This window comes from Klebsiella sp. P1927, from assembly GCF_018204675.1.
In the GTDB taxonomy this organism is placed as follows: domain Bacteria; phylum Pseudomonadota; class Gammaproteobacteria; order Enterobacterales; family Enterobacteriaceae; genus Klebsiella; species Klebsiella pneumoniae.
In genome coordinates this window covers 4,765,666-4,785,465 of the sequence record NZ_CP073377.1, presented here as the reverse complement: position 1 = coordinate 4,785,465, position 19,800 = coordinate 4,765,666, and the positions used below count along the sequence as shown (strand labels likewise).

The window sequence follows — 19,800 nt, the reverse complement described above, 5'->3', positions numbered from 1 at the left end:
TCTGGCGACGCGCTGAGGCAAGTATTTTATCCCATTGTTTTTTCAATTGGGGAAGGCGTTATGCCCGACAGCAACAGAAAACAGGGCATATTCTATGAAATACACGTCTCACTTCCCGCTGGGGATCGTCATTCCTCTGCTCGCCTGTAGCGTGCCGCTGCAGGCGGCAGAGAACATGACCGAACAATCGACGCCTGACGAGAGCGCCGCCACTGCCGAAAATCACGAGGAGACGATGGTCATAACCGCCGCCAGGCAGAACCTGCAGGCGCCGGGCGTGTCGACCATCACCGCAGAAGAGATCCGCAAACATCCCCCCGCCCGCGATGTGTCGGAGTTAATTCGTACGCAGCCCGGGGTAAACCTGACCGGCAACTCTACCAGCGGGCAGCGCGGCAACAACCGGCAAATTGATATCCGTGGCATGGGGCCTGAGAATACCCTGGTGCTGGTCGATGGTAAACCGGTGACCAGCCGTAACTCGGTGCGGTATGGCTGGCGCGGCGATCGTGACTCCCGCGGCGATACCAGTTGGGTGCCAGCGGAGATGATCGATCATATCGATGTGATCCGCGGCCCGGCGGCGGCGCGCTATGGTAATGGCGCGATGGGCGGGGTCGTCAACATCGTGACCAAACCGACCACACCAGAATGGCACGGGTCGTGGAATACCTATATGAATGCTCCGCAGCACCGTAAAGAAGGGGCGACGAAACGTACTAACTTTAGCCTCAATGGTCCGCTGTCGGACAGTGTCAGCTTCAATCTCTGGGGTAATCTGAGTAAAACCCAGGCCGATGCACAGGATATTAACGCCGGGCATGAAGCGGAACGTACCGGTTCCTACGCCGGTTCTTATCCCGCCGGACGTGAAGGGGTGGTGAACAAAGATATTCACAGTAAGCTGCGCTGGGAGTTTGCCCCGATGCAGGCCCTGGAGTTTGAGGCCGGTTACAGCCGCCAGGGTAATCTCTATGCCGGCGACACTCAAAACACCAATACCAGTACGCTGGTGAAGAGTATGTACGGGAAAGAGACCAACCGTCTCTACCGGCAAACTTACGGCGTAACATGGACCGGCGGCTGGGATAATGGCGTGACCAGCAACAGCTATGCCCAGTACGAACACACCCGTAACTCGCGAATGGATGAAGGGCTGGCGGGCGGTACGGAAGGGATCTTCTCCAGTAGCGAGTTTTCAGATATCGATCTGGCCGATGTCCTGCTACATAGTGAAGTGAATATTCCGTTTACGCTGGGGGTCGATCAGAATCTGACGCTGGGGACAGAATGGAATCAGCAGCGGATGAAAGATGGCGTATCGACAACCCAGGCGCTCTCTTACGGCACTATCGATGGCGTATCGGCTACCGGTCGTAGCCCGTACTCCAGCGCCGAGATCTTCTCGCTGTTTACCGAAGATAATATGGCGCTAACGGACAGCACCATGCTGACACCCGCTCTGCGCTTCGATCATCACAGCATCGTCGGCAATAACTGGAGTCCCTCACTGAACCTGTCCCAAGAGCTGACAGACGACTGGACGCTGAAGCTGGGCATTGCCCGTGCTTACAAGGCGCCTAACCTCTACCAGTTGAACCCGAACTATATTCTCTACAGCAACGGTCAAGGCTGTTATGCCAGTAGTTCCGCCTGCTATCTGATGGGGAATAGCGATCTGAAAGCGGAGACCAGCGTTAATAAAGAGATTGGTCTTGAGTACAAGCATGATGGCTATCAGGCGGGGATCACCTGGTTCCGTAACGACTATCACAATAAGATTGAGTCAGGGTATGCGGCGGTGGGTACCGCCAGCAACGGCACCACCAATATCTATCAGTGGGAAAACGTACCAAAGGCGTTAGTGGAAGGCCTGGAAGGAACGCTGAATCTGCCGGTGGGGGAGGCGGTTAACTGGAGCAATAACCTGACCTGGATGCTGCAGAGCAAGAATAAGACGACAGGCGACCGGCTGTCAGTGATCCCGCAGTTTACCTTGAACTCGACCCTAAGCTGGCAGGTTCGTGAAGATCTCTCCCTGCAGAGCACCTTTACCTGGTATGGCCGACAGAAACCAAAACGCTTCAATTATAAGAGCGAGGCGGTCAGCGGCAGCGAACTAAACGAAGTCAGCCCATACAGCATTGTCGGCCTCAGTGCGACCTGGGATGTGAACAAAAATCTGAGCTTCACCAGCGGGATAGATAACCTGTTTGATATTCGCCACTACCGGGCAGGGAATGCGCAAACGACCGGCAACGCGACGACGGGAGCTTATCTGTATGGCGCGGGTGCCGAGACCTATAACGAATCGGGGCGGACCTTCTTTATGAGCGTTAATACTCATTTCTGATGATCCTGATGAGGAGTAAACCGGGTGCAATGCGACCCGGTTTTTTTATTTCAGATGAGAGCGGAGGAGGCGGTTATAAATCGTGACAAAATCTTCACGCCCTCTACATTATTAGCTCAACATATCCTTTTATACTGATTTCCGTCGCGCAAGGTCGTTGATCCCGACCGGGTTCGATAATAGCATCCTGCTATTTCCCTTCTGTAATATCCCCTGTCCCCCTTCCATTCCCAACCGCAGCGATGCGGAGGAGGGGGACCTCCTTATTTTTGCCGCGTGATCTGATAGCGATACTGAGTGGGCGTGAGCGCATGATATTTTTTGAAGGTACGATTAAACGCACTGAGATCGTCATAACCGACCATCATACAAATATCGACGATTCGGTAACCAGGCGTTGTCAGTAATAAACGGCAACACAGCGACATGCGCTGCTGGCGGATATATTCCATTGGCGAACGATCAAAATAATGACGGAAGAGCCGAAACAAATGCCAGGGGGAATAACCAGAGATATCGCTCAGATCGTCGACGGTCAGTTTCTTATCCAGATTATTATCGATCCACAAGAGCAGGTCGCTTAATACCGATTGCTGGAGCGTTTTGCTACGCATAATTGCGGCCAATCCCATAACGCAGGGCTCCCCAATGAGGAGCCCTGGGGTTTATTGAACAGTGAGTGTGCCGTGGCGAACCTGATAATTTTTTTGATTATCAGGGCCAATATAGTCGCTGGCGGGTTTTGCCAGCTGCAGATGACCAAAGGCGGTTGTTTGCTCTGCATGATAATTTTCGCCGTCATTCACGTCGCCGCGCCCGTTATAACGGGCAATGGCCGGGAAGGGATACACCGGACGAGTCGCGATAACAGCTGGAGCGGCGTCAGCGTAAGGCTGACTGACTTTCTGCACGCCGTGAAACTGCGTTTGCGCATCTGGTTTTTCTGTCATCGGCGGCAGGTCGGCAGCGGCTGTTGCCCGTTTGCCGGCCATGATCTCCTGCGGGGCGATGCCTTCCTCGGTCCAGCGCATCAGCGGGGTAAGGAGATCAATTTGATCGTAACCTTCGCCATTACCGCAATGGGCTACCCCAGGCAGCAGGAATAACCGCAGGAAGGTATCCGTTGCGGCATGGCCCATTTCTGCTTCTACGCCGCGATAATAGGCGATAGAAAAGGCCGGGCTGACGGAGTCATCGGCCAGACCGTGCCAGAGGATAAGCTTGCCGCCGCGCTGTTGATAGGCATGAAGATTGGTATTTGCCGCGTTATAGAGCGGCGCCAGTTGGGCGACGGCGTCAAAATTCTGCTGGTTAAGCGGGAAATCCCGCATCGATTGGATCTTCTGTTTTTCTCCTGGCAGGAGCACGGATTGCAGAGCCGGTAGTACCATCATTTCCGACATTGAGTGGCCGGTCGGCGTCTCGGGCACCGGCCAGCGTAGCTCGGAACCCAGCGGCAGACCGCCCGCGACGAACTGGGCGCCGTGGCTGTCGTAAGCGCCGCGGTAGAGCTTTTTCACCACCTCGATCTCTTCCTGCGTCAGGCAGGTAGAACGGTCCCGAGCATCGGCAGGACAGCGGGGGAGCCATGACTCAGAGAACTGACAGGCATACGGATTTTGCAGGATACCATCCTGCACGCCGGAAAGCGTCGGGCAGTGAGCCAGCACGGCCTGGTGAATCAGAGGAAGGCGATTTTTCAGCAGGATAGCGGTACCGTCCGGGCGCTGATTGGCGGCCACATTCCAGCCGTGGAAGAAGGAGTTCTGAAACTGGAAAAAGGCCGCTGGCGCGCCAGCGCTGATACCGTCAAAATCCTGCGGAAAGCGCTGCGCTTCCATCAATGCTTCGCGACCGCCGTCTGAGCAGCCCATAAAGTAGGCATACTTTGGCGGCTGGCGGTAAAGCGTCTGCATCACCGCTTTGGCCAGCACGGCGGTCAGGTGGTTGGCGCGCCAGGCAAAATCGATGCGCTTTTGCGGATCTTCGGCCCATGACGCATCCATCATACTGCCATGGTGCCCCATATCGGTTGCTGCCACCACAAACTCGCCGTTCATTGCCGGCAGGCAGCCGCTGGCATTCGACAGACTCAGGTTAATACTCCCGCACAGTCCGCCACAGCCGACCTGCAAAAAACGTTGACTCCAGCGTTGAGTCGGCAGGGCAATCTGCACGCCAATCTCAGGGGCGATAGTGGCGCTCACCTTGCACCAGCTTCCCTGCGCGGAGGTCTGCATTTCAGTGTGATTGATAGTGACCTTTGCGCCAACGGCCGCGCTGAAGTCGGTAGCGCTTAGCGCATCGCATGTCAGCGCGGGAAGAACGATCGGCAGACTGGCGACAGCCTGCGTGGGTGAAGCGAACGATAACCCGAAGAGGGCGCAGAGGATGATGGGCAAGATTGTCTTGAGTAAGCGTGTCATACGCAGTTCCCTGTGGCTGATGATGGGAGGCGGCAGGATGGCGAAACCTATGCCTCACCTTCCCTGGCGAGGCGCCACTGCTTGGCTATTGTAGATAACGATAGACTTTCCTTGATGCCTTGATAAGGCGACCCTACTGTATTCTGCTATTTTGAGGAAAATATGGAGATGTTTGCCAACGGCGTCTGGCGGTGAATTCGGGGTAGAATGTTGTGATATCAATTGCATAATTTATTCAATTTCTCTTCATTAAATCTGCTGGGTTGCAGGTTATTTTTCTCCCTGTTCCTGGTGATCCCAGAGAGCATCATTCCTAACGAGATCCTTCCCCCTTTCCATTAATAAGAAAGGGGGCTTTTTATTAATAAAACGTTCAGGAAAATCTAAATATAGTACTGGTGTTGGCCATTAGAACAATGCGCTTCAGAAAAAGTTCCATCATTAAATATATTTTTAAAGATGCTTTAATATCCATTTTTTCTCCATTTTGTCGCCATAATTGCATGTAATTCTGCGCCTCGCTCAGGTTATTTTCTGTCGCATATTTTAGAGATGCATCCTGAACAAATAAGCTCAACGCCAGCAGAACACTGCTATTGCTCATTATCTCGTAGACGACACATTCATGTTAAAAAAGACTCATATCATCAGCGGATTATTGATCGCCCCTTTAACGTTATATGCCGCAACATCATATCAAGTTGATGATATCCGTTTTGAAGGGCTACAGCGCGTGACCGTCGGGGCGGCGCTATTAAGTATGCCATTGCACGCGGGAGATGCGGTGACGCCAGAAGATGTCAGCGAGGCAGTGCGCGCGCTGTATGCGAGCGGCAATTTCGAAAATGTGCAGATCCTGCGCGATGGGAAAACGCTGGTGGTGCAGGTTAAGGAACGGCCCACTATTGCCAGCGTCAGTTTTTCCGGGAATAAGGTAGTGAAGGATGATGCGCTAAAGGAAAATCTCACCGCGTCCGGTATTTCTGCAGGTAGTGCACTGGATCGAAATTCGCTTAGCGAAATAGAAAAGGGGTTGCAGGATTTCTATTACAGCGCGGGGAAATACAGTGCGCAGGTTCACGCGGTGGTGACCCCGTTACCGCGTAATCGCGTTGACTTAACGTTCGTTTTTCAGGAAGGCATCTCGGCGAAAATCGCACAAATAAACATTATCGGTAATCAGGCGTTTCGGGAAGAGACGCTCCTGGACCAGCTTCAGCTACGTGATAATGTGCCGTGGTGGAACGTGGTAGCCGATAAAAAATACCAGAAGCAGAAGCTGGAAGCCGATCTGGAAACGCTGCGCAGTTTTTATCTCGATCGCGGCTATGCGCGCTTTGCTATCGAGTCCACGCAGGTCAGTATGACCCCAGATAAAAAATCCCTGTATATCACTATCGCCCTCAATGAAGGCGAACGTTATCGGGTCGACCGAACTCAGGTGACAGGCGATCTGGCTCAGCATGGGCCGGAGATCGAGGCGCTTGCCCAGCCGCTGGCGGGGGCATGGTATAGCGGGGCGCAAGTCACCACGGTTGAAAATGAGATCAAAAAGCACTTTGGTAAGTATGGTTATGCCTGGCCGCAGGTGACGTCCACGCCGGAAATCGATGATGCGCATCACCGCGTGGTGCTGCATATTCAGGTCAACGCGGGCCGCCGCTACTCGGTACGCCAGATCCGCTTTTCCGGTAACGACACCTCCCGGGACGCGGTGCTGCGTCGTGAAATGCGCCAAATGGAAGGGGCGTGGCTCAACAACGAAAAAGTCGATCAAGGGAAGGTACGTCTTGATCGAACGGGTTTTTTTGAGAACGTTGAACAGCAGATCGTTCCGGTCAATGGAACGGCGGATCAGGTCGATGTGGTCTACAAGGTGAAGGAGCGCAACACCGGCTCATTCAATGTGGGCCTGGGATTTGGTACGGACAGCGGCGTGAGCTATCAGCTTGGCGTGACGCAGGATAACTGGCTGGGAACGGGTAATAGCGTTAGCTTCAACGGGACGCGCAACAGCTACCAGTCTTATCTTGAACTGGGGGCGACGAACCCGTGGTTTACCGTAGATGGCATCAGCCTGGGCGGAAAGATTTTTTATAACAGCTATGATGCTTCTGATGCGGATGCCGGGAGCTATAACCAGCAGAGCTATGGTTTAGGTAGTACGCTAGGGTTTCCCATTAGCGAAAATAACTCCCTGAACCTGGGACTGGATTATGTCCATAATCGCCTGACCAATATGGATCCGGAGCTGACGACCTGGCGCTACCTCAGCTCTCGGGGAATCGAGCCCAGCGTGGTGACGAAAGATGGCGACAGCGGCGCAAAATATAGCGCCAACGATTATTTTGTGAGTCTTGGATGGGGCTACAACGATCTCGATCGCGGCTTCTTCCCGCGTGCGGGAAACAAGAGCAGCCTGAGCGGTAAAGTGACGCTCCCCGGTTCGGATAATAGCTACTACAAACTCTCTTTTGACACCGCCCAGTATCTGCCGCTGAGCGAGAACAAGCGCTGGGTCTGGATGGAACGCCTGCGCGCAGGCTATGCCGGCGGGTTAGACGGCAAAAGTGTGCCGTTCTACGATAACTTTTACGCAGGCGGTTCGTCGTCAGTGCGCGGATTTTCTTCTAACACCATTGGGCCTAAAGCGGCCTATTACCGCTGTAACGGTAGCGAAAGCAGCTATAGCGCCTGCCCGCTGGACGCCTCGTCTGATGCGGTCGGCGGGAATGCCATGGCGGTGCTGAACAGCGAATTTATCATTCCAACCCCCTTTGTGAATGATAAGTACGCCGATAGTCTGCGAACCTCGCTGTTTGTTGACGCGGGGACGGTCTGGAGTACATCCTGGCACAACACCGCGCAGACGCTGGCGGCAGGGATCCCTGACTACGGCGATCCGAGTCATATTCGTCTCTCCGCGGGGATTGCCGTGCAGTGGATGTCTCCCCTCGGTCCACTGGTCTTCTCCTGGGCAGAGCCGTTTAAAAAGTACGATGGTGATAAAGCCGAACAGTTTCAGTTTAATATCGGCAAAACCTGGTAGGGCTCCAACGGGGCCTGATAGACCGGCGTGGCTATATTCTGTGGACTGTCCTCCGACATAGCGATTGAGCAGAATATACTCAACCGCTATGTCGATATTATCGCTAAGGAATGCGATCTGGCGGGACACCCGCGACATTTACCCGAGCGCGGTCTGAGGGCCTCGCGGACCTGGTGGCGTACGACGAGGTAACCGCGCAAAAAATAGCTGCCTGCTACTATCCTCTCTTCTTGCCAAACCGCGGGTAATACTCAGTGCTGCATCATCTAATACCAATGACTGAGGCCTCATCCAGAGGGACTAAGACGTATTGTAAATTAAGTTTATATTATCTTATTTTTTATTATATTTTCTTTTTTAAGGGTAATTTGGCTGTTTTTCATCAGGCCTAACCATAAATTTAGAGAGGGAAATGAAACGTTACTAATAATGGAGTATGTCGTTAGGAATTGTCTTAAATCACATAATTGCCAGGGGCGCTTGCGATTTATAACAATGAATGCTATCACTATATATTGTAATAATTTGTAGCATCTTTATAAGGAAGGAATATGAAATGGACTATTCTTAATACCCTGATCTGCCCGCAATCTGGTATCGCCTTCTCGGCTATATCCAGTCTGCGTTTCTTGAAATTTATCATGTGGTACGAGGCTGATGTAATCCTGTTGCCCGGTGAGTCGATAAGACTCTATTCCTCGAGAGTTTTAATTAATGACCAGTATCATTCATTAAAAATCTATAATATTACGGTGTACGACGAGGCGCAGTGGGAAAAATTACGTGAGCGACCATCGTGCCCTTACCATGCCGGTGGCGAGCGGTCTGACTCCTGTTTTTACCAGTCCTTTTGCACGATTAAGCGTTGCCCGAATAATATTCCCCGCAGTGAACCCTGGCGTTAGCCAGTCCACGCCGCCGGTCAGACACCGGCGGCGTGACGTCATTTCGCCAGCAGGGCGGCCAGTCGAGGCTGGACGCTTGCGCAGCCGGCCAGCACGAGGTTGCCTCGCCGCAGGCCCGCATTGGCGAGAAACGCATTGCACGTTCCGCCCGCCTCCTCAATCAATAGCATGCCTGCCAGTGCATCCCAGCTGTTCATATGCGCTTCATAATAGGCGTGGAGCTGACCGGCGGCGACATGCGCCAGCATCAGGGCGCCCGCGCCAAAACGGCGATACTCCAGACCGGCGTCGAGCAGCGTGTCGATAGCCCGGGCGTAGTCGCTGGCCGGGGCCCGGCTGGAGCGCCCCATGCCGATCACCACCGCATCGGGCTCCGGCTCGCGTAGCGTCAGGCGCCGACCGTTGAGATACGCGCCTTCGCCGCGGGCGGCGAAGAAAAATTCATCGCGATCGGGGGCGTAAATGATGCCGAGCGACAGCTCGCCCTGGCACACTCGCGCCAGTGAGATGCACCAGTAATCCATGCCGAGGATAAAGTTGGTGGTGCCATCGACAGGATCCAGCACCCAGACGGTCTGGTCGTTGCCTTCAAAACCGCTCTCCTCGCCGAGGAAACCCTCCTCGGGAAAGTGGGCCTGCAGCCAGCCTTTAATCTCTTGTTCTACCGCGAGATCCGCCTGCGACACAAAGTCCTGGCGCGCTTTTTTATCGACCTGTAATCCCGCATCGCGCAGCGCCTGGGCGTGGGCGCCTGCCTGGCGAATCAAGGCGCATAATGACTCTCGTTGTGCTTCCGTCATAGTCCTGCTCTCAGATAACAAAGGGCGACGTGCGCCGGTGAATTAAGGTTACCTCCACCCAGGTGGTGCGTGAAGGTTGCGAAGGGTCGGCGGCGCGCTCCAGAAGCCGGGCGAGCGCCTGGCGGGCGATCGCCGCCACATCCTGATGTAGCGTGGTGAGCTGATAGCTATATTGCGCGGTCGTCGGCGTGTTATCAAAACCAATCAGCTGAAAATCCGCCGGAGCCTCTCTGCCGCGCTGGCGCATTCCATCGAGAAAGCCACAGGCAAGCTGGGCGTTGGCGCAGAAGATCCCCTCCAGCGCCTCGTCGGCGAGCGCCGCAGCCTGTAACCCGCCCGCGTAACCTTCTTGCTGACAGGCGAGGATCGCCAGGTGGCGTTCGACGTCCACTCCGCGCGTTTGCAGCGCCCGGCCGAACGCTTCCCCGCGCATGCGGCCGGCCCAGGTGGAAGGATGGTGGTTGAGCCAGCCAAAGCGCTGACAGCCGCTGCGCAGCAGCTGGTCGGCGGCCAGTTCGGCGCCGGCGGCGTTGTCAGAACAAACGTAATCCACACCGGGGATCGTCGGCTGACGATTAATGCCCACGACCGGAATATGCTGCTGGACGCACTCGTTCACCAGCGCCTCCGGCGGCTGGCCGGAGGTGACGATAACGCCGGAGACGCGAAACTGAGCGAAACGGCGCAAGGTCTGCGCCAGATCCTGCTCGCTGTGGATCTCGCTCACCAGCGCCTGAAAGCCCTGGCGCTGGATCTCGTTAAGCAGCGCATCAAGCAGGGTACTGCGAAAAGGATCGCTGATGCGCGAGACGATCACGCCGATTAAGTGGCTGCGCTGACGGTTCAGCCCCTGGGCGAGGAAGTTAACCTGATACCCCAGCTCTTCGGCGGCGCGCAGTACCCGCGCCCGGGCGTCGGGAGAGATGCTGCCGTTGTTGCTCAACGCCCGGGACACCACTGCCCGGGAGACGCCCGCTCGCCGGGCAACATCCTGGGCGGTGACGCTGGGTTTGCGTGGGTTCATAGGAGGTACGTCTCGTCAGTGGGCGTGGGACGCGGCAGCGTTAAGGTGAGTCCATCCCGGGAAACGAATAAGCCCGGCCACGGCTGACAGGCCTGCTTTAGCGCCGACAGAGAAGCATCCTCGCAGTGATAGAGCCCCATCGCCGGGAGCTGCAGCGTTCTGAACAGCATCAGGCAGGAGGGGAAATCGCCATGCGAGGCGTCATCGTCCAGGGCTGCTACCGAGGCGCACTCCTGAAACGCCAGCCCGGCGCCGGCCATCAGGGCTATCGAGTCGGCGGTCGGTCGGCCATCGCCGCTGTAAAACAGCGTCTGCCCGGCAATGGTGATGCGGATGGCGCGATTACTCAGCTCATGCTGGGTGGGGGCAGTGCGGATCTGCCAGTCCTGCCACGTCCAGGCTTCGCGGCATTCCTGCCAGTCGATGGTGAAACCAAGGTCCGCCTGCGGCCAGTTCGCCAGCGCGGCCAGCTGCATGAGCACCGGCTGCTGCGCCGGCTGGCAGTAGATAATGACTGGCTTCTGACGGGAATAACTTTTCCAGTGGTTCAGTAGCGCCGTCAGGCCGGTGCAGTGGTCCGGGTGAACGTGGGTGAAGTAGATCGCGTCGATATCGTTGACCTCGCCGCCGCGCTGCCAGAGCGCGCGGGGAACGGTGGGGCCGCAGTCGATTAACCACTGTTTGTTGTCCGCATCGATCACCCGCAGCGCGGAGGTATTTTGCGTGCAGGAAAAGGCGCTCCCGCAGCCAAGCACATCTATTTTCATTTACCCTCGCCAAAATTTTTTGCCGCTTAATTAAATTGTCATAAATACCCGACAAAGTAGGCTCACATCATGTCGAGTCAACGTTGCATTTTTTTTACAGCCAAATGAACACGTGTTCACCTTGCTAAAAAAAATGCCGCAGCAGCGCTTTCAGGTAGCGAATATGAGTTATTTACAGATCTCCGGCCTTAAAATTAGTTATGGCGATAAGGTGGTTTTACATAATATCGATCTGGCGGTAGAGCAGGGAGAGATGATTGCTCTACTGGGCCCGTCGGGATGCGGAAAAACCACGCTGCTGAACGCCCTCTGCGGCTTTATTCCGGTGCAAAGCGGCGAGGTGGCTATTGCCAGCCGAACGATCACTCATCTTGCGCCGGAGCAGCGCAATATCACCATGGTATTTCAAAGCTACGCCCTGTGGCCGCACCTGACGGTAGCGCGCAATATCGGCTATGGCCTGAAGCTGCGCAAATGGCGCGGGGCGGATATCGCGCGGCGGGTGGCGGAGCTGCTGCGAATAGTCAATCTCGAAGGGCTTGGCGAGGTGAAAGTGACCGAACTGTCGGGCGGCCAGCGGCAGCGGGTGGCGCTGGCGAGAGCCCTGGCCATAGAGCCCCAGGTGCTGGTGTTGGATGAGCCGTTATCTAATCTGGATGCCAAAGTGCGCCTGAATGTGCGCCATGAAATTAAATCTCTGCAAAAGAGACTGGGGTTCACGTCATTAATTGTCACCCACGATCAGCAGGAAGCCTTAGTGATGGCGGACCGCATTGCGGTATTAAATCAGGGGCGTATTGAACAAACCGGCACGCCGGAAGAAATATATCAACGCCCCGCGACGCCCTTCGTCGCTGATTTTATGGGGGCCGATAATAAAATAATTTCCGGTGAATTATCCGCTGCCGCAATATCCGGTTTATCTGCCGCTCAGCAGGGTGACAACGTTATTTATTTTCGCAGCGCCGATGCCGCGCTCGCTGAATTAACGCAGCCTGCGCCGCAGGAGGGACTGGCTCTGGAAGGCGTGGTGGAGCAAAGCGCGTTTCTGGGCAATCTGTATCGTCACAGCGTGCGCTGCCATGACCGCCTGCTGCTGGCGGATGCCGCGCAGTGCTGGCCGACAAAAAGCCGCGTTCGGCTCCATGTGCCAACGCCGGCCCTGCATATTTTTCCTTTACCACTATCACAGTGATATCAGCGTGTTCATTCTGGGGACAATCCATGTTGACTAAGACGAAAGCAGCGATCGTAACGACCCTCTTCCTGAGCCTTGGCGCACAGGCCGACACCATTCTCAACGTCGCCACCGCGGGCGATCAGAATATGGTGGATTATGTAAAAACCTGGCTGGGGCCAAAATTTGAAGCCGCTCATCCCGGCGTCAAGGTGCGGGTGATCGGTACCGGCCCCGGCGACGCCGGGTCGAATAAAATTAGCGAGAAGCTAACGGCCCAGCAGGAGAGCGGCGCGCAGCGGTGGGATATCGACGTCGCGGTAGTGCACCAGAAGGCGGGCGGTGAGCAGGTGGCAAAGGGATTGCTGCAAAAATACCGTCAGGATATTCAGACCGGCGGCATGGTGAGTTCGCCGAGCGCCATCCAGGCGCTGGGCGTTAACGTTGACGGATACGTGATGCCGATGTTCTTAAGCCAGACCGCTATCGCCTGGAACAGCGATCTGGTCACTACCCCGCCGACGTCGTATGACGAGCTGGTGGCCTGGACGCAGAAACACCCGCAGGCTTTTGGCTATAACGGCATCAAGAACGGCATGTCCGGCGTCAGCTTTGTGGTGGGCTGGATCTACGCCTACGGGACCGACGCCCAGCGTCTCTCCGCCGGGCCCTATGATAAAAGCGTCGAAAAAGGCTGGCAGCAGGCCTATGAGAAGCTAAAGGCGTTCAATAAAAACGTAACTTTCACCCCGGGCAACGCCGGGACGCTCGATATGCTGAGCCGGGGGGAAATCGCCATGGGCCCGGTGTGGGTCGATATGTTCTATAGCTGGAAAGATCAGGGCAAGCTGCCGCCGTCGATCAAGCTTGCTTTACTGGCGCCGGGCATGCCGGGCCAGCCGATGTATTACGTCATCCCGGCGAAGGCGGCGAATCCGCAGCTGGCGCGCGACTTTATCGCGCTGGCCACCAGCCCGGAAGTGCAGGCGCAGGGGATCGTCAAGCAGTTCAACTGGTATCCGGGCATCGACGCCGGGCAGGTGAAGCCGAAGCTGGATGCGGCGACCTGGCAAAAGCTGTTTGCCGAAATCTCGCCGGAAGCGCTGGCGAAGTATGGCAAAAGCTTCCCGATCGCCCCCTACTTTGACGATATCAAAGAGGGTTACGAAAGCCAGGTGGCTAATTAAACCTTTTTCCAGCCCGGGCCGCCGTCCCGGGCGCTTGCTTGTGCTGACGCCAGGTTTATTATGTCCAGTTCATTAAAATATCTGCTGCTGGTTGCCCCGGCGGCGCTGATGATCGCGATCCTGTTTTTGTATCCGCTGGGGTTTTCGCTGGTCTCGGCGTTTACCGCGCCGGGACAGCCGTTCACCCTCGATCACTTCCGCAAGGTCTATGCGCTCTACGCCAGCGATGTGCTCTTTTCGCTGCTTATCGTGCTGATCTCAGTGGCGCTGTTAGCGCTGCTCGCCATTACCCTGTCGGCAGTGATTGCGCTGTCACCCTGCCGACCCGTTGTGCGTTTGCTGGGTTTTTTGTATCGCCTGCCGCTGTTTATTCCTTTTATCGTTGTTGCCCAGATGATGCGCACTTTTCTCGCCAAAAATGGCCTGATGAACAATGCGCTGGTGGCGGCCGACCTGGTCACGCCGCTGGAGACGCTCTCCTGGCTGGGATGGAAAGGGATAGTGATCACCTTTGTCTGGAAGCAACTGGCCTTTGCCACGCTGCTGATCTGCGGGGCGATGGCGGCGCTGGAGTCGTCGCAGATCCTTGCTGCACGTAATCTTGGCGCCTCCCGGCCGCGGATCCTGTTCGATATCATGCTGCCGCAGGTCCTGCCGACTATCGGCGTGGCGCTGGTGCTGTCGACGGTGACCATGATGTCGGTGCTGTCGGTACCGTTGATGATCGGCGTGGGGGCCCCGACGATGCTAACCGTGGATATGGCATTTCGCGTCAATTCCTATGGTGATTACGCGGTAGCGAATGCGCTTGGCGTGGTGTCGCTGGCGATCTGCGGCGCGCTGTCGTGGTTTTACCTGCGCCACAGCCTGCAGCAAAAAGGCGGTGAATCATGAAAGCGCTGGCCCTCGTATCAACCTCGGCATGGTGGGTGAAAGGGCGCCGTAAAGTGCGCGCCAGTCCGGTGCTACAGACCCTGCTGCTGCTGTTTATGCTGCTGGCGATGTTTGGTCCGCTGCTGAACCTGTTGATCTGGACCGTAGCGGAAAGCTGGTATTTTCCCCATTCGCTGCCCAGCCGGTGGGGGCTGAAGTACTGGTATCAGGTTTTCAATCCATACAGCGATGTCTCCAGCTCGCTGTTAACCAGCGTGCTGATCGCTCTGTTATCGGTGGGGGTCTGTTTGCTGATTTCCGTACCCGCCGGCTATGCGCTTTCCCGGCGGAAAATGCCATTACGGATGCTGTTCATGCTGCTATTTCTTATCCCGCAGGCCTTTCCTAACCTGACGGTATACATGAATGTTGCCAGATTGTTTTATCAGTGGGGATTGAACGGCAGTATCGCAGGGGTGGTGCTGGTGCATAGCGTCCACGGTCTGATGTACTCGGTGTGGATCTGTGTGGCCGCGTTTTCAGCCATCGACCCGCTGCTGGCGCGGGCATCGCGTAACCTGGGCGCCGGGCCGGTGTATACCTTCTGGCACATTGTGCTGCCGCAGGCGGCGCCGGGGATCGTTGCCGCCAGCATCTTTGTTTTTCTGGAGTCGCTGGATGAGTTTACCGGCACTTTCTTCGTCGGGGCGCCGGATATCACCACGCTGCCGCTGCTGCTCTATAACGCCAGCATGTCGGGTAACTATCAGGTCTCGTCGATTACCGCGCTGATTTTGCTGGTCCCATCGCTGCTCTTTATGGTGGTGATCCATAAATTTATGCGTCCGGAGATGATGGCGAAATTAGGGAAATAAGGGCTGCAGAAAACGAAAAAGCTTCCCGTCGGGAAGCTTTTTAACCTCAGGTCATCATCATTGGCCACTCTGGCGGCGTCTGACTCATGACTTCAATCATCACATCTTTGATATTGCCCCAGATTTTGGCTATATCAAGCAGGGTGATACCGAGCAAACCGGTGGCGAACCAGCAGGCGGCGGCCAGGCCGAGGCAGCTGCAGATCACCGCCAGACCGGCGTAATCGCTTTTGCGAAGCTGAATATTCAGTGAGCTGGCGAGAAACATCAGTACCGCGCTCACCAGGGGCCAGCGCAATAATACGACACTGGTAGTAATGGAAGCCATTAACCTATCCTCAAAGAAAGTCGGGAGCCATGGACGACCTGACGCGACTGACGATGGCATAGCGCTCTGGTCTCAACTGGCGTACTAGAGAGTGATGAAACGCCATTTCTGTTTCATCAACTTGTGTGAACTATATCACACTTGGCGCTTTATTCACCAGTCAAAAAATGAGCTTTTGCTGCGTTTAATAACTATGAAATTTGTGTGGATATTGGTGAGCAACCCCGGGAAGCATATTTTCATTCACTGCCTAATGATTATTATTCTGCGGGTTTTATTACCTGTTCTTGTTTATTACACGGAGAAACCGAGTCAGATGCGCGTCTATTCTTAATCTTGCCGGAATATCTTCCGAATACCTGATAAATAAGTATTATTCATCACCATCAGAGGTAAAACTGACGCTCGTGAGGGCTGTCGGATGTCAGCTGATGTCTATCGCAATCGCGATTGCTAACGTGTTCGGGCTACCTTAATTAAGGCATATCGCATGGATGTAAGCGTAAATGGGTGACAGTGCGCCGCATAAGGCGCTAAGACTCATCGGAACAGGTTTGGTTATTTTATTGCCAGTGGTGCTGGCATTGTGGTTTGCCCAGCTGCGGGCTAAAGCCGAAACCATTGATCAATTACACTCATTTTCGCAGCTGGCGCTGCAAAAAACGGAAATGGTCATCCGGGAAGCGGATCAGGCTCGGGCTAAAGCCAGCCAGTATCGCGGTGAGTTGTGTTCAGCGGATCACCAGCGTTATTTACTGCATATTGTGCGCGGCCTGCTGTATGTGGAAGATCTGATCTACGCTAACGGCCAGCGCTTTATCTGTTCAACGTCCGTTCATCAGCAAACCGGCTGGCGGATGCCGGCGGCTAATTACACCAAAAAGCCGGATGTCGCGATTTACTATTACCGGGACACGCCGTTTTATCCGGGCTTTGCCATGAATTATATGCAGAAGGGGCCCTATGTTGTGGTGGTTAATCCCTTCTCGTACAGCTCGGTGATCGCCAGCGACCGCGATTTAGCCTATGGCGTTTTCGATACCAAAACCAACCTCTTTTTCTCGGTAAGTAACAATGTCGAGCCCGCGGAACTCCATGCGTTAATTCGCGAAGGCGATACCTTTTTTAATCAGAATGGCCGGGTGTATACGATCGCCCGCTCCGCTATTCGCCCCATCGCCGTCATTATGTCCACCTCGCGGGCCAGCTACTATCACAACTTTTGTGACCAGGCCAGTCTGACGCTGCCGCTGGGGATAATTTGCAGTATTTTACTGGTGCTGGTGTGGTCGCGCACCCGCCGACAGTATCACTCGCCGCGCAATATGCTGCAGCGGGCTCTGAGCTGCCGCCAGCTGCGCCTGCACTACCAGCCGATTATCGATATTAAAAATAACCGCTGCGTTGGGGCGGAAGCGCTGCTGCGCTGGCCTGGGTTTGACGGTCCGGTGATGAACCCGGCGGAGTTTATTCCGCTGGCGGAAAATGAAGGCATGATTGCCCAGGTCACGGACTACGTGGTGGATGAACTGTTTTATGAAATGGGTGAGTTTCTGGCCAGCCATCCACAGTTGTATATAGCCATCAATCTCTCTGCGTCGGATTTCCATTCGGCGCGGCTGATTTCACAGATCAGTGAGAAAGCGCACAGCTACGCGGTCTGTATCGGACAAATCAAAATCGAAGTGACCGAGCGCGGGTTTATCGACGTACCGAAGACCACGCCGGTGATCCAGGCGTTCCGCGAAGCAGGCTATGAAATTGCCATCGACGATTTCGGCACCGGCTACTCGAATCTGCATAATCTGCACGCGCTGAACGTCGATATCCTCAAAATCGATAAAACCTTCGTCGATACGCTCACCACCAACAACACCAGCCACCTGATTGCTGAACATATCATCGAGATGGCGCGCGGGTTGCGGTTAAAGACGATTGCAGAAGGCGTGGAGACGCCGGAGCAGGTAAGCTGGCTCTACAAGCGCGGCGTACAGTATTGCCAGGGCTGGCTGTTTGCGAAAGCGATGCCGGCGCGGGAGTTTATGCAGTGGTTAGCCAATGCTCCCGCGCCCGCGAACGTGCCTCAGCCGCCGCGTCACGCGGAGATCTGATGGCGATAGTCGCTGGGAGTGCGGTCAAACTCGCGGCGGAACACCCGGGAGAAGGTTTGCTGCGAGACGTAGCCCAGATCCATGGCGATATCAAAGATCGGCCGCTGGGTGGTTCGCAACGCTTCCGCCGCCAGCAGCAGGCGGCGCTGGCGAATATAGTCCCCCAGCGTCTGATGCATCACGGTACGGAACATCCGCTGCAGGTACCACTTCGAGTATCCTGACTTTCTGGCGACTATATCAATGTTAAGTGGTTGATCGATATGTTCATCAATCCATTCAATCAAAGTTTGAATAATATCCTGATGGGACATAAAGCGGCCTCTCTCAATTCTCGATTCGTCGTTTTGTCTGCAGGCGAGTATAATTCCTCAAGTTAACTTGAGGTAAAGCGCTTTATGGAAAAGAAATCACCCCGCATCAAAATGCTGTTGACGCCTGGAGAAGTGGCAAAACGAACCGGCGTGGCGGTCTCGGCCCTCCATTTTTATGAGAGTAAAGGACTGATCCACAGTCAGCGGAATGCCGGCAATCAGCGGCGCTACCGGCGTGACGTTCTGCGCGCGGTGGCGATTATCAAAATTGCGCAACGTATTGGCATCCCGCTGGCCACTATCGGCGACGCGTTTGGCGTGCTGCCGGAAGGGCACAATCTCAGCGCAAAAGAGTGGAAGATGCTGTCATCGCAGTGGCGTGAGGAGCTGGATCGGCGCATTCATACCCTGACGGCGCTACGCGACCAGCTCGACGGCTGTATCGGCTGCGGCTGTTTATCGCGACGCGACTGCCCGCTGCGCAACCCGGGCGATAAACTGGGGGAAGAGGGAACCGGCGCCCGGCTGCTGGAAGACGAGTGATAAAACTAAAGCGCCACAACTGGGCGCTTTAGTTGTTTTCCGGTCTTGGTCTTTCGCATTATCTCGCTGGTTCGCGAGAGGGTTTCCCCCGACGTCGACGTCCCTCAGTATTGCGCAATCTGTTGATGGAGGTTCCGGTTTGCGTCGACACTTTAACTATGGCATCTGCCGTCGCTTTTTCCTCACTATTTTGCTGAAATTTTCCCGGCAATGAGCGCCTGTTTCTATAGTTAATTTGAACAAACTACGGGAGAGGCTCATGCTGACGGTACATCATCTTAATCAATCACGATCGCAACGCGTACTGTGGGCACTGGAAGAGCTGCAGCTGCCTTATCAGATAGTCCGCTATCAGCGGGAGAAAACGATGCTGGCGCCGGCGGCGCTGAAAAAAATCCATCCGTTGGGCAAATCACCGGTACTGGAAGATAACGGCTATGTGCTGGCGGAGTCCGGGGCGATCCTCGAGTATTTGCAGGAAACCTGGGACAGCGGCGGGTTGTTGAAGCCGCAGGGAATTGACGACAAACTGCAGTACCGCTTCTGGCTGCACTATGCCGAAGGCTCGCTGATGCCGCTGCTGTTAATGAAGCTGGTGTTCGCCAGCCTTGGCAAACCCCCTGTGCCCTTTGGCGTTCGCTCGCTGGGTTCGCTGCTGGGAAAGGGGATACAGAAAACGTGGCTCGATCCGCAGCTGGCCACCCATGCGCGGTTCATTGACGACCATCTTGCCGCACGGCCATGGTTCGCTGGCGAGCGGCTGAGCATGGCCGATATCCAGATGAGCTTCCCGGTGATGGCATTGTTGGCGCGCGGCGGCATGCATGACCTTGTCCATATCGAGGCCTGGCGTCAGCGAGTGGAACAGCGACCGGCCTGGCAACGCGCCATCGAGCGCGGCGGCCCCTTCACCTTACCCGGCGCCTGAGATATCAGCGGATCCGATGACGTCGATAAATGAAAGCAACTCACTAAAAAATTGTTAGCGGATTGCGCATGGACGATAACGTTTGCGCATCGTCTGGTTGTTTTCTGTTCGTCATAAGCGAAATTTAGCGAAATACGATA

General features: G+C 55.3%; 18 protein-coding genes. 10 read left to right on the top strand and 8 right to left on the bottom strand.

Annotated features, from left to right (window positions below; translation table 11 throughout):
- The first annotated feature begins 94 nt into the window (after window positions 1-94).
- The gene (locus KB892_RS23900; RefSeq protein ID WP_002885019.1) at window positions 95-2,353 is read left to right on the top strand and encodes a TonB-dependent siderophore receptor; all 2,259 of its coding nucleotides are present in this window, start codon (window positions 95-97) and stop codon (window positions 2,351-2,353) included.
- A 263-nt stretch (window positions 2,354-2,616) separates the two neighbouring features.
- On the opposite strand, the gene KB892_RS23895 is transcribed toward KB892_RS23900, so the two are convergent.
- From KB892_RS23895 to KB892_RS23885, 3 genes are all read right to left on the bottom strand, one after another.
- Window positions 2,617-2,985: a helix-turn-helix transcriptional regulator gene (locus KB892_RS23895; RefSeq protein ID WP_002885023.1), complete on the bottom strand. Its 369-nt coding sequence runs from the start codon at window positions 2,983-2,985 to the stop codon at window positions 2,617-2,619.
- 33 nt (window positions 2,986-3,018) lie between these two features.
- On the bottom strand, window positions 3,019-4,779 hold the full coding sequence (locus tag KB892_RS23890; protein WP_004152934.1) for a tannase/feruloyl esterase family alpha/beta hydrolase: 1,761 nt from the start codon (window positions 4,777-4,779) through the stop codon (window positions 3,019-3,021).
- Between the two features lie 373 nt (window positions 4,780-5,152).
- Complete coding sequence (locus tag KB892_RS23885; RefSeq protein ID WP_002885030.1) at window positions 5,153-5,383, bottom strand: prepilin peptidase dependent protein C; 231 nt, start codon at window positions 5,381-5,383, stop codon at window positions 5,153-5,155.
- Window positions 5,384-5,404: 21 nt separating this feature from the next.
- On the opposite strand from KB892_RS23885, the gene bamA reads away from it, so the two are divergent.
- Window positions 5,405-7,828, top strand: coding sequence for an outer membrane protein assembly factor BamA (bamA, locus tag KB892_RS23880; protein WP_002885032.1), 2,424 nt, complete (start codon window positions 5,405-5,407; stop codon window positions 7,826-7,828).
- A gap of 551 nt (window positions 7,829-8,379) precedes the next feature.
- Complete coding sequence (gene iraM / locus KB892_RS23875) at window positions 8,380-8,733, top strand: anti-adapter protein IraM (RefSeq protein WP_002885039.1); 354 nt, start codon at window positions 8,380-8,382, stop codon at window positions 8,731-8,733.
- Window positions 8,734-8,771: 38 nt separating this feature from the next.
- On the opposite strand, the gene KB892_RS23870 is transcribed toward iraM, so the two are convergent.
- From KB892_RS23870 to KB892_RS23860, 3 genes are read right to left on the bottom strand one after another with little or no spacing between them, the layout of a single operon-like run.
- Entirely contained in the window at window positions 8,772-9,533 is a 762-nt protein-coding gene (locus tag KB892_RS23870; RefSeq protein WP_004198387.1) for an inositol monophosphatase family protein, read from the bottom strand.
- 10 nt (window positions 9,534-9,543) lie between these two features.
- Entirely contained in the window at window positions 9,544-10,557 is a 1,014-nt protein-coding gene (locus KB892_RS23865) for a LacI family DNA-binding transcriptional regulator (RefSeq protein WP_002885046.1), read from the bottom strand.
- Window positions 10,554-11,324, bottom strand: coding sequence for an MBL fold metallo-hydrolase (locus KB892_RS23860; RefSeq protein ID WP_002885048.1), 771 nt, complete (start codon window positions 11,322-11,324; stop codon window positions 10,554-10,556). Before KB892_RS23860 ends, KB892_RS23865 begins: the two co-directional genes overlap by 4 nt.
- A 163-nt stretch (window positions 11,325-11,487) precedes the next feature.
- On the opposite strand from KB892_RS23860, the gene KB892_RS23855 reads away from it, so the two are divergent.
- From KB892_RS23855 to KB892_RS23840, 4 genes are read left to right on the top strand one after another with little or no spacing between them, the layout of a single operon-like run.
- The gene (locus KB892_RS23855; RefSeq protein WP_004177837.1) at window positions 11,488-12,519 is read left to right on the top strand and encodes an ABC transporter ATP-binding protein; all 1,032 of its coding nucleotides are present in this window, start codon (window positions 11,488-11,490) and stop codon (window positions 12,517-12,519) included.
- A 29-nt stretch (window positions 12,520-12,548) separates the two neighbouring features.
- The gene (locus tag KB892_RS23850) at window positions 12,549-13,688 is read left to right on the top strand and encodes an ABC transporter substrate-binding protein (protein ID WP_002885055.1); all 1,140 of its coding nucleotides are present in this window, start codon (window positions 12,549-12,551) and stop codon (window positions 13,686-13,688) included.
- Window positions 13,689-13,748: 60 nt separating this feature from the next.
- Complete coding sequence (locus KB892_RS23845; RefSeq protein ID WP_002885059.1) at window positions 13,749-14,582, top strand: ABC transporter permease; 834 nt, start codon at window positions 13,749-13,751, stop codon at window positions 14,580-14,582.
- Window positions 14,579-15,436: an ABC transporter permease gene (locus KB892_RS23840; RefSeq protein ID WP_002885061.1), complete on the top strand. Its 858-nt coding sequence runs from the start codon at window positions 14,579-14,581 to the stop codon at window positions 15,434-15,436. Before KB892_RS23845 ends, KB892_RS23840 begins: the two co-directional genes overlap by 4 nt.
- A 46-nt stretch (window positions 15,437-15,482) precedes the next feature.
- Here the strand turns inward: KB892_RS23840 and KB892_RS23835 are convergent, their stop codons facing one another.
- A complete protein-coding gene (locus KB892_RS23835; RefSeq protein WP_002885064.1) occupies window positions 15,483-15,764 on the bottom strand; it encodes a YjcB family protein in 282 nt (93 codons plus the stop codon).
- Window positions 15,765-16,270: 506 nt separating this feature from the next.
- Here KB892_RS23835 and KB892_RS23830 point away from each other — a divergent pair.
- On the top strand, window positions 16,271-17,875 hold the full coding sequence (locus tag KB892_RS23830; RefSeq protein ID WP_004177824.1) for an EAL domain-containing protein: 1,605 nt from the start codon (window positions 16,271-16,273) through the stop codon (window positions 17,873-17,875).
- On the opposite strand, the gene soxS is transcribed toward KB892_RS23830, so the two are convergent.
- Window positions 17,860-18,189 (bottom strand): superoxide response transcriptional regulator SoxS, encoded by a 330-nt coding sequence (gene soxS / locus KB892_RS23825; RefSeq protein WP_004151738.1) that lies wholly within the window; start codon window positions 18,187-18,189, stop codon window positions 17,860-17,862. The two genes, KB892_RS23830 and soxS, sit on opposite strands and share 16 nt — an antisense overlap.
- Before the next feature lie 84 nt (window positions 18,190-18,273).
- Between soxS and soxR the strand changes: the two genes are divergently transcribed.
- Both soxR and KB892_RS23815 read left to right on the top strand, forming a co-directional pair.
- Window positions 18,274-18,732, top strand: a complete 459-nt coding sequence (gene soxR / locus KB892_RS23820; RefSeq protein WP_002885077.1) for a redox-sensitive transcriptional activator SoxR — start codon at window positions 18,274-18,276, stop codon at window positions 18,730-18,732.
- 259 nt (window positions 18,733-18,991) lie between these two features.
- Window positions 18,992-19,660 (top strand): glutathione S-transferase family protein, encoded by a 669-nt coding sequence (locus tag KB892_RS23815; protein WP_002885078.1) that lies wholly within the window; start codon window positions 18,992-18,994, stop codon window positions 19,658-19,660.
- The last annotated feature ends 140 nt before the right edge of the window (window positions 19,661-19,800 follow it).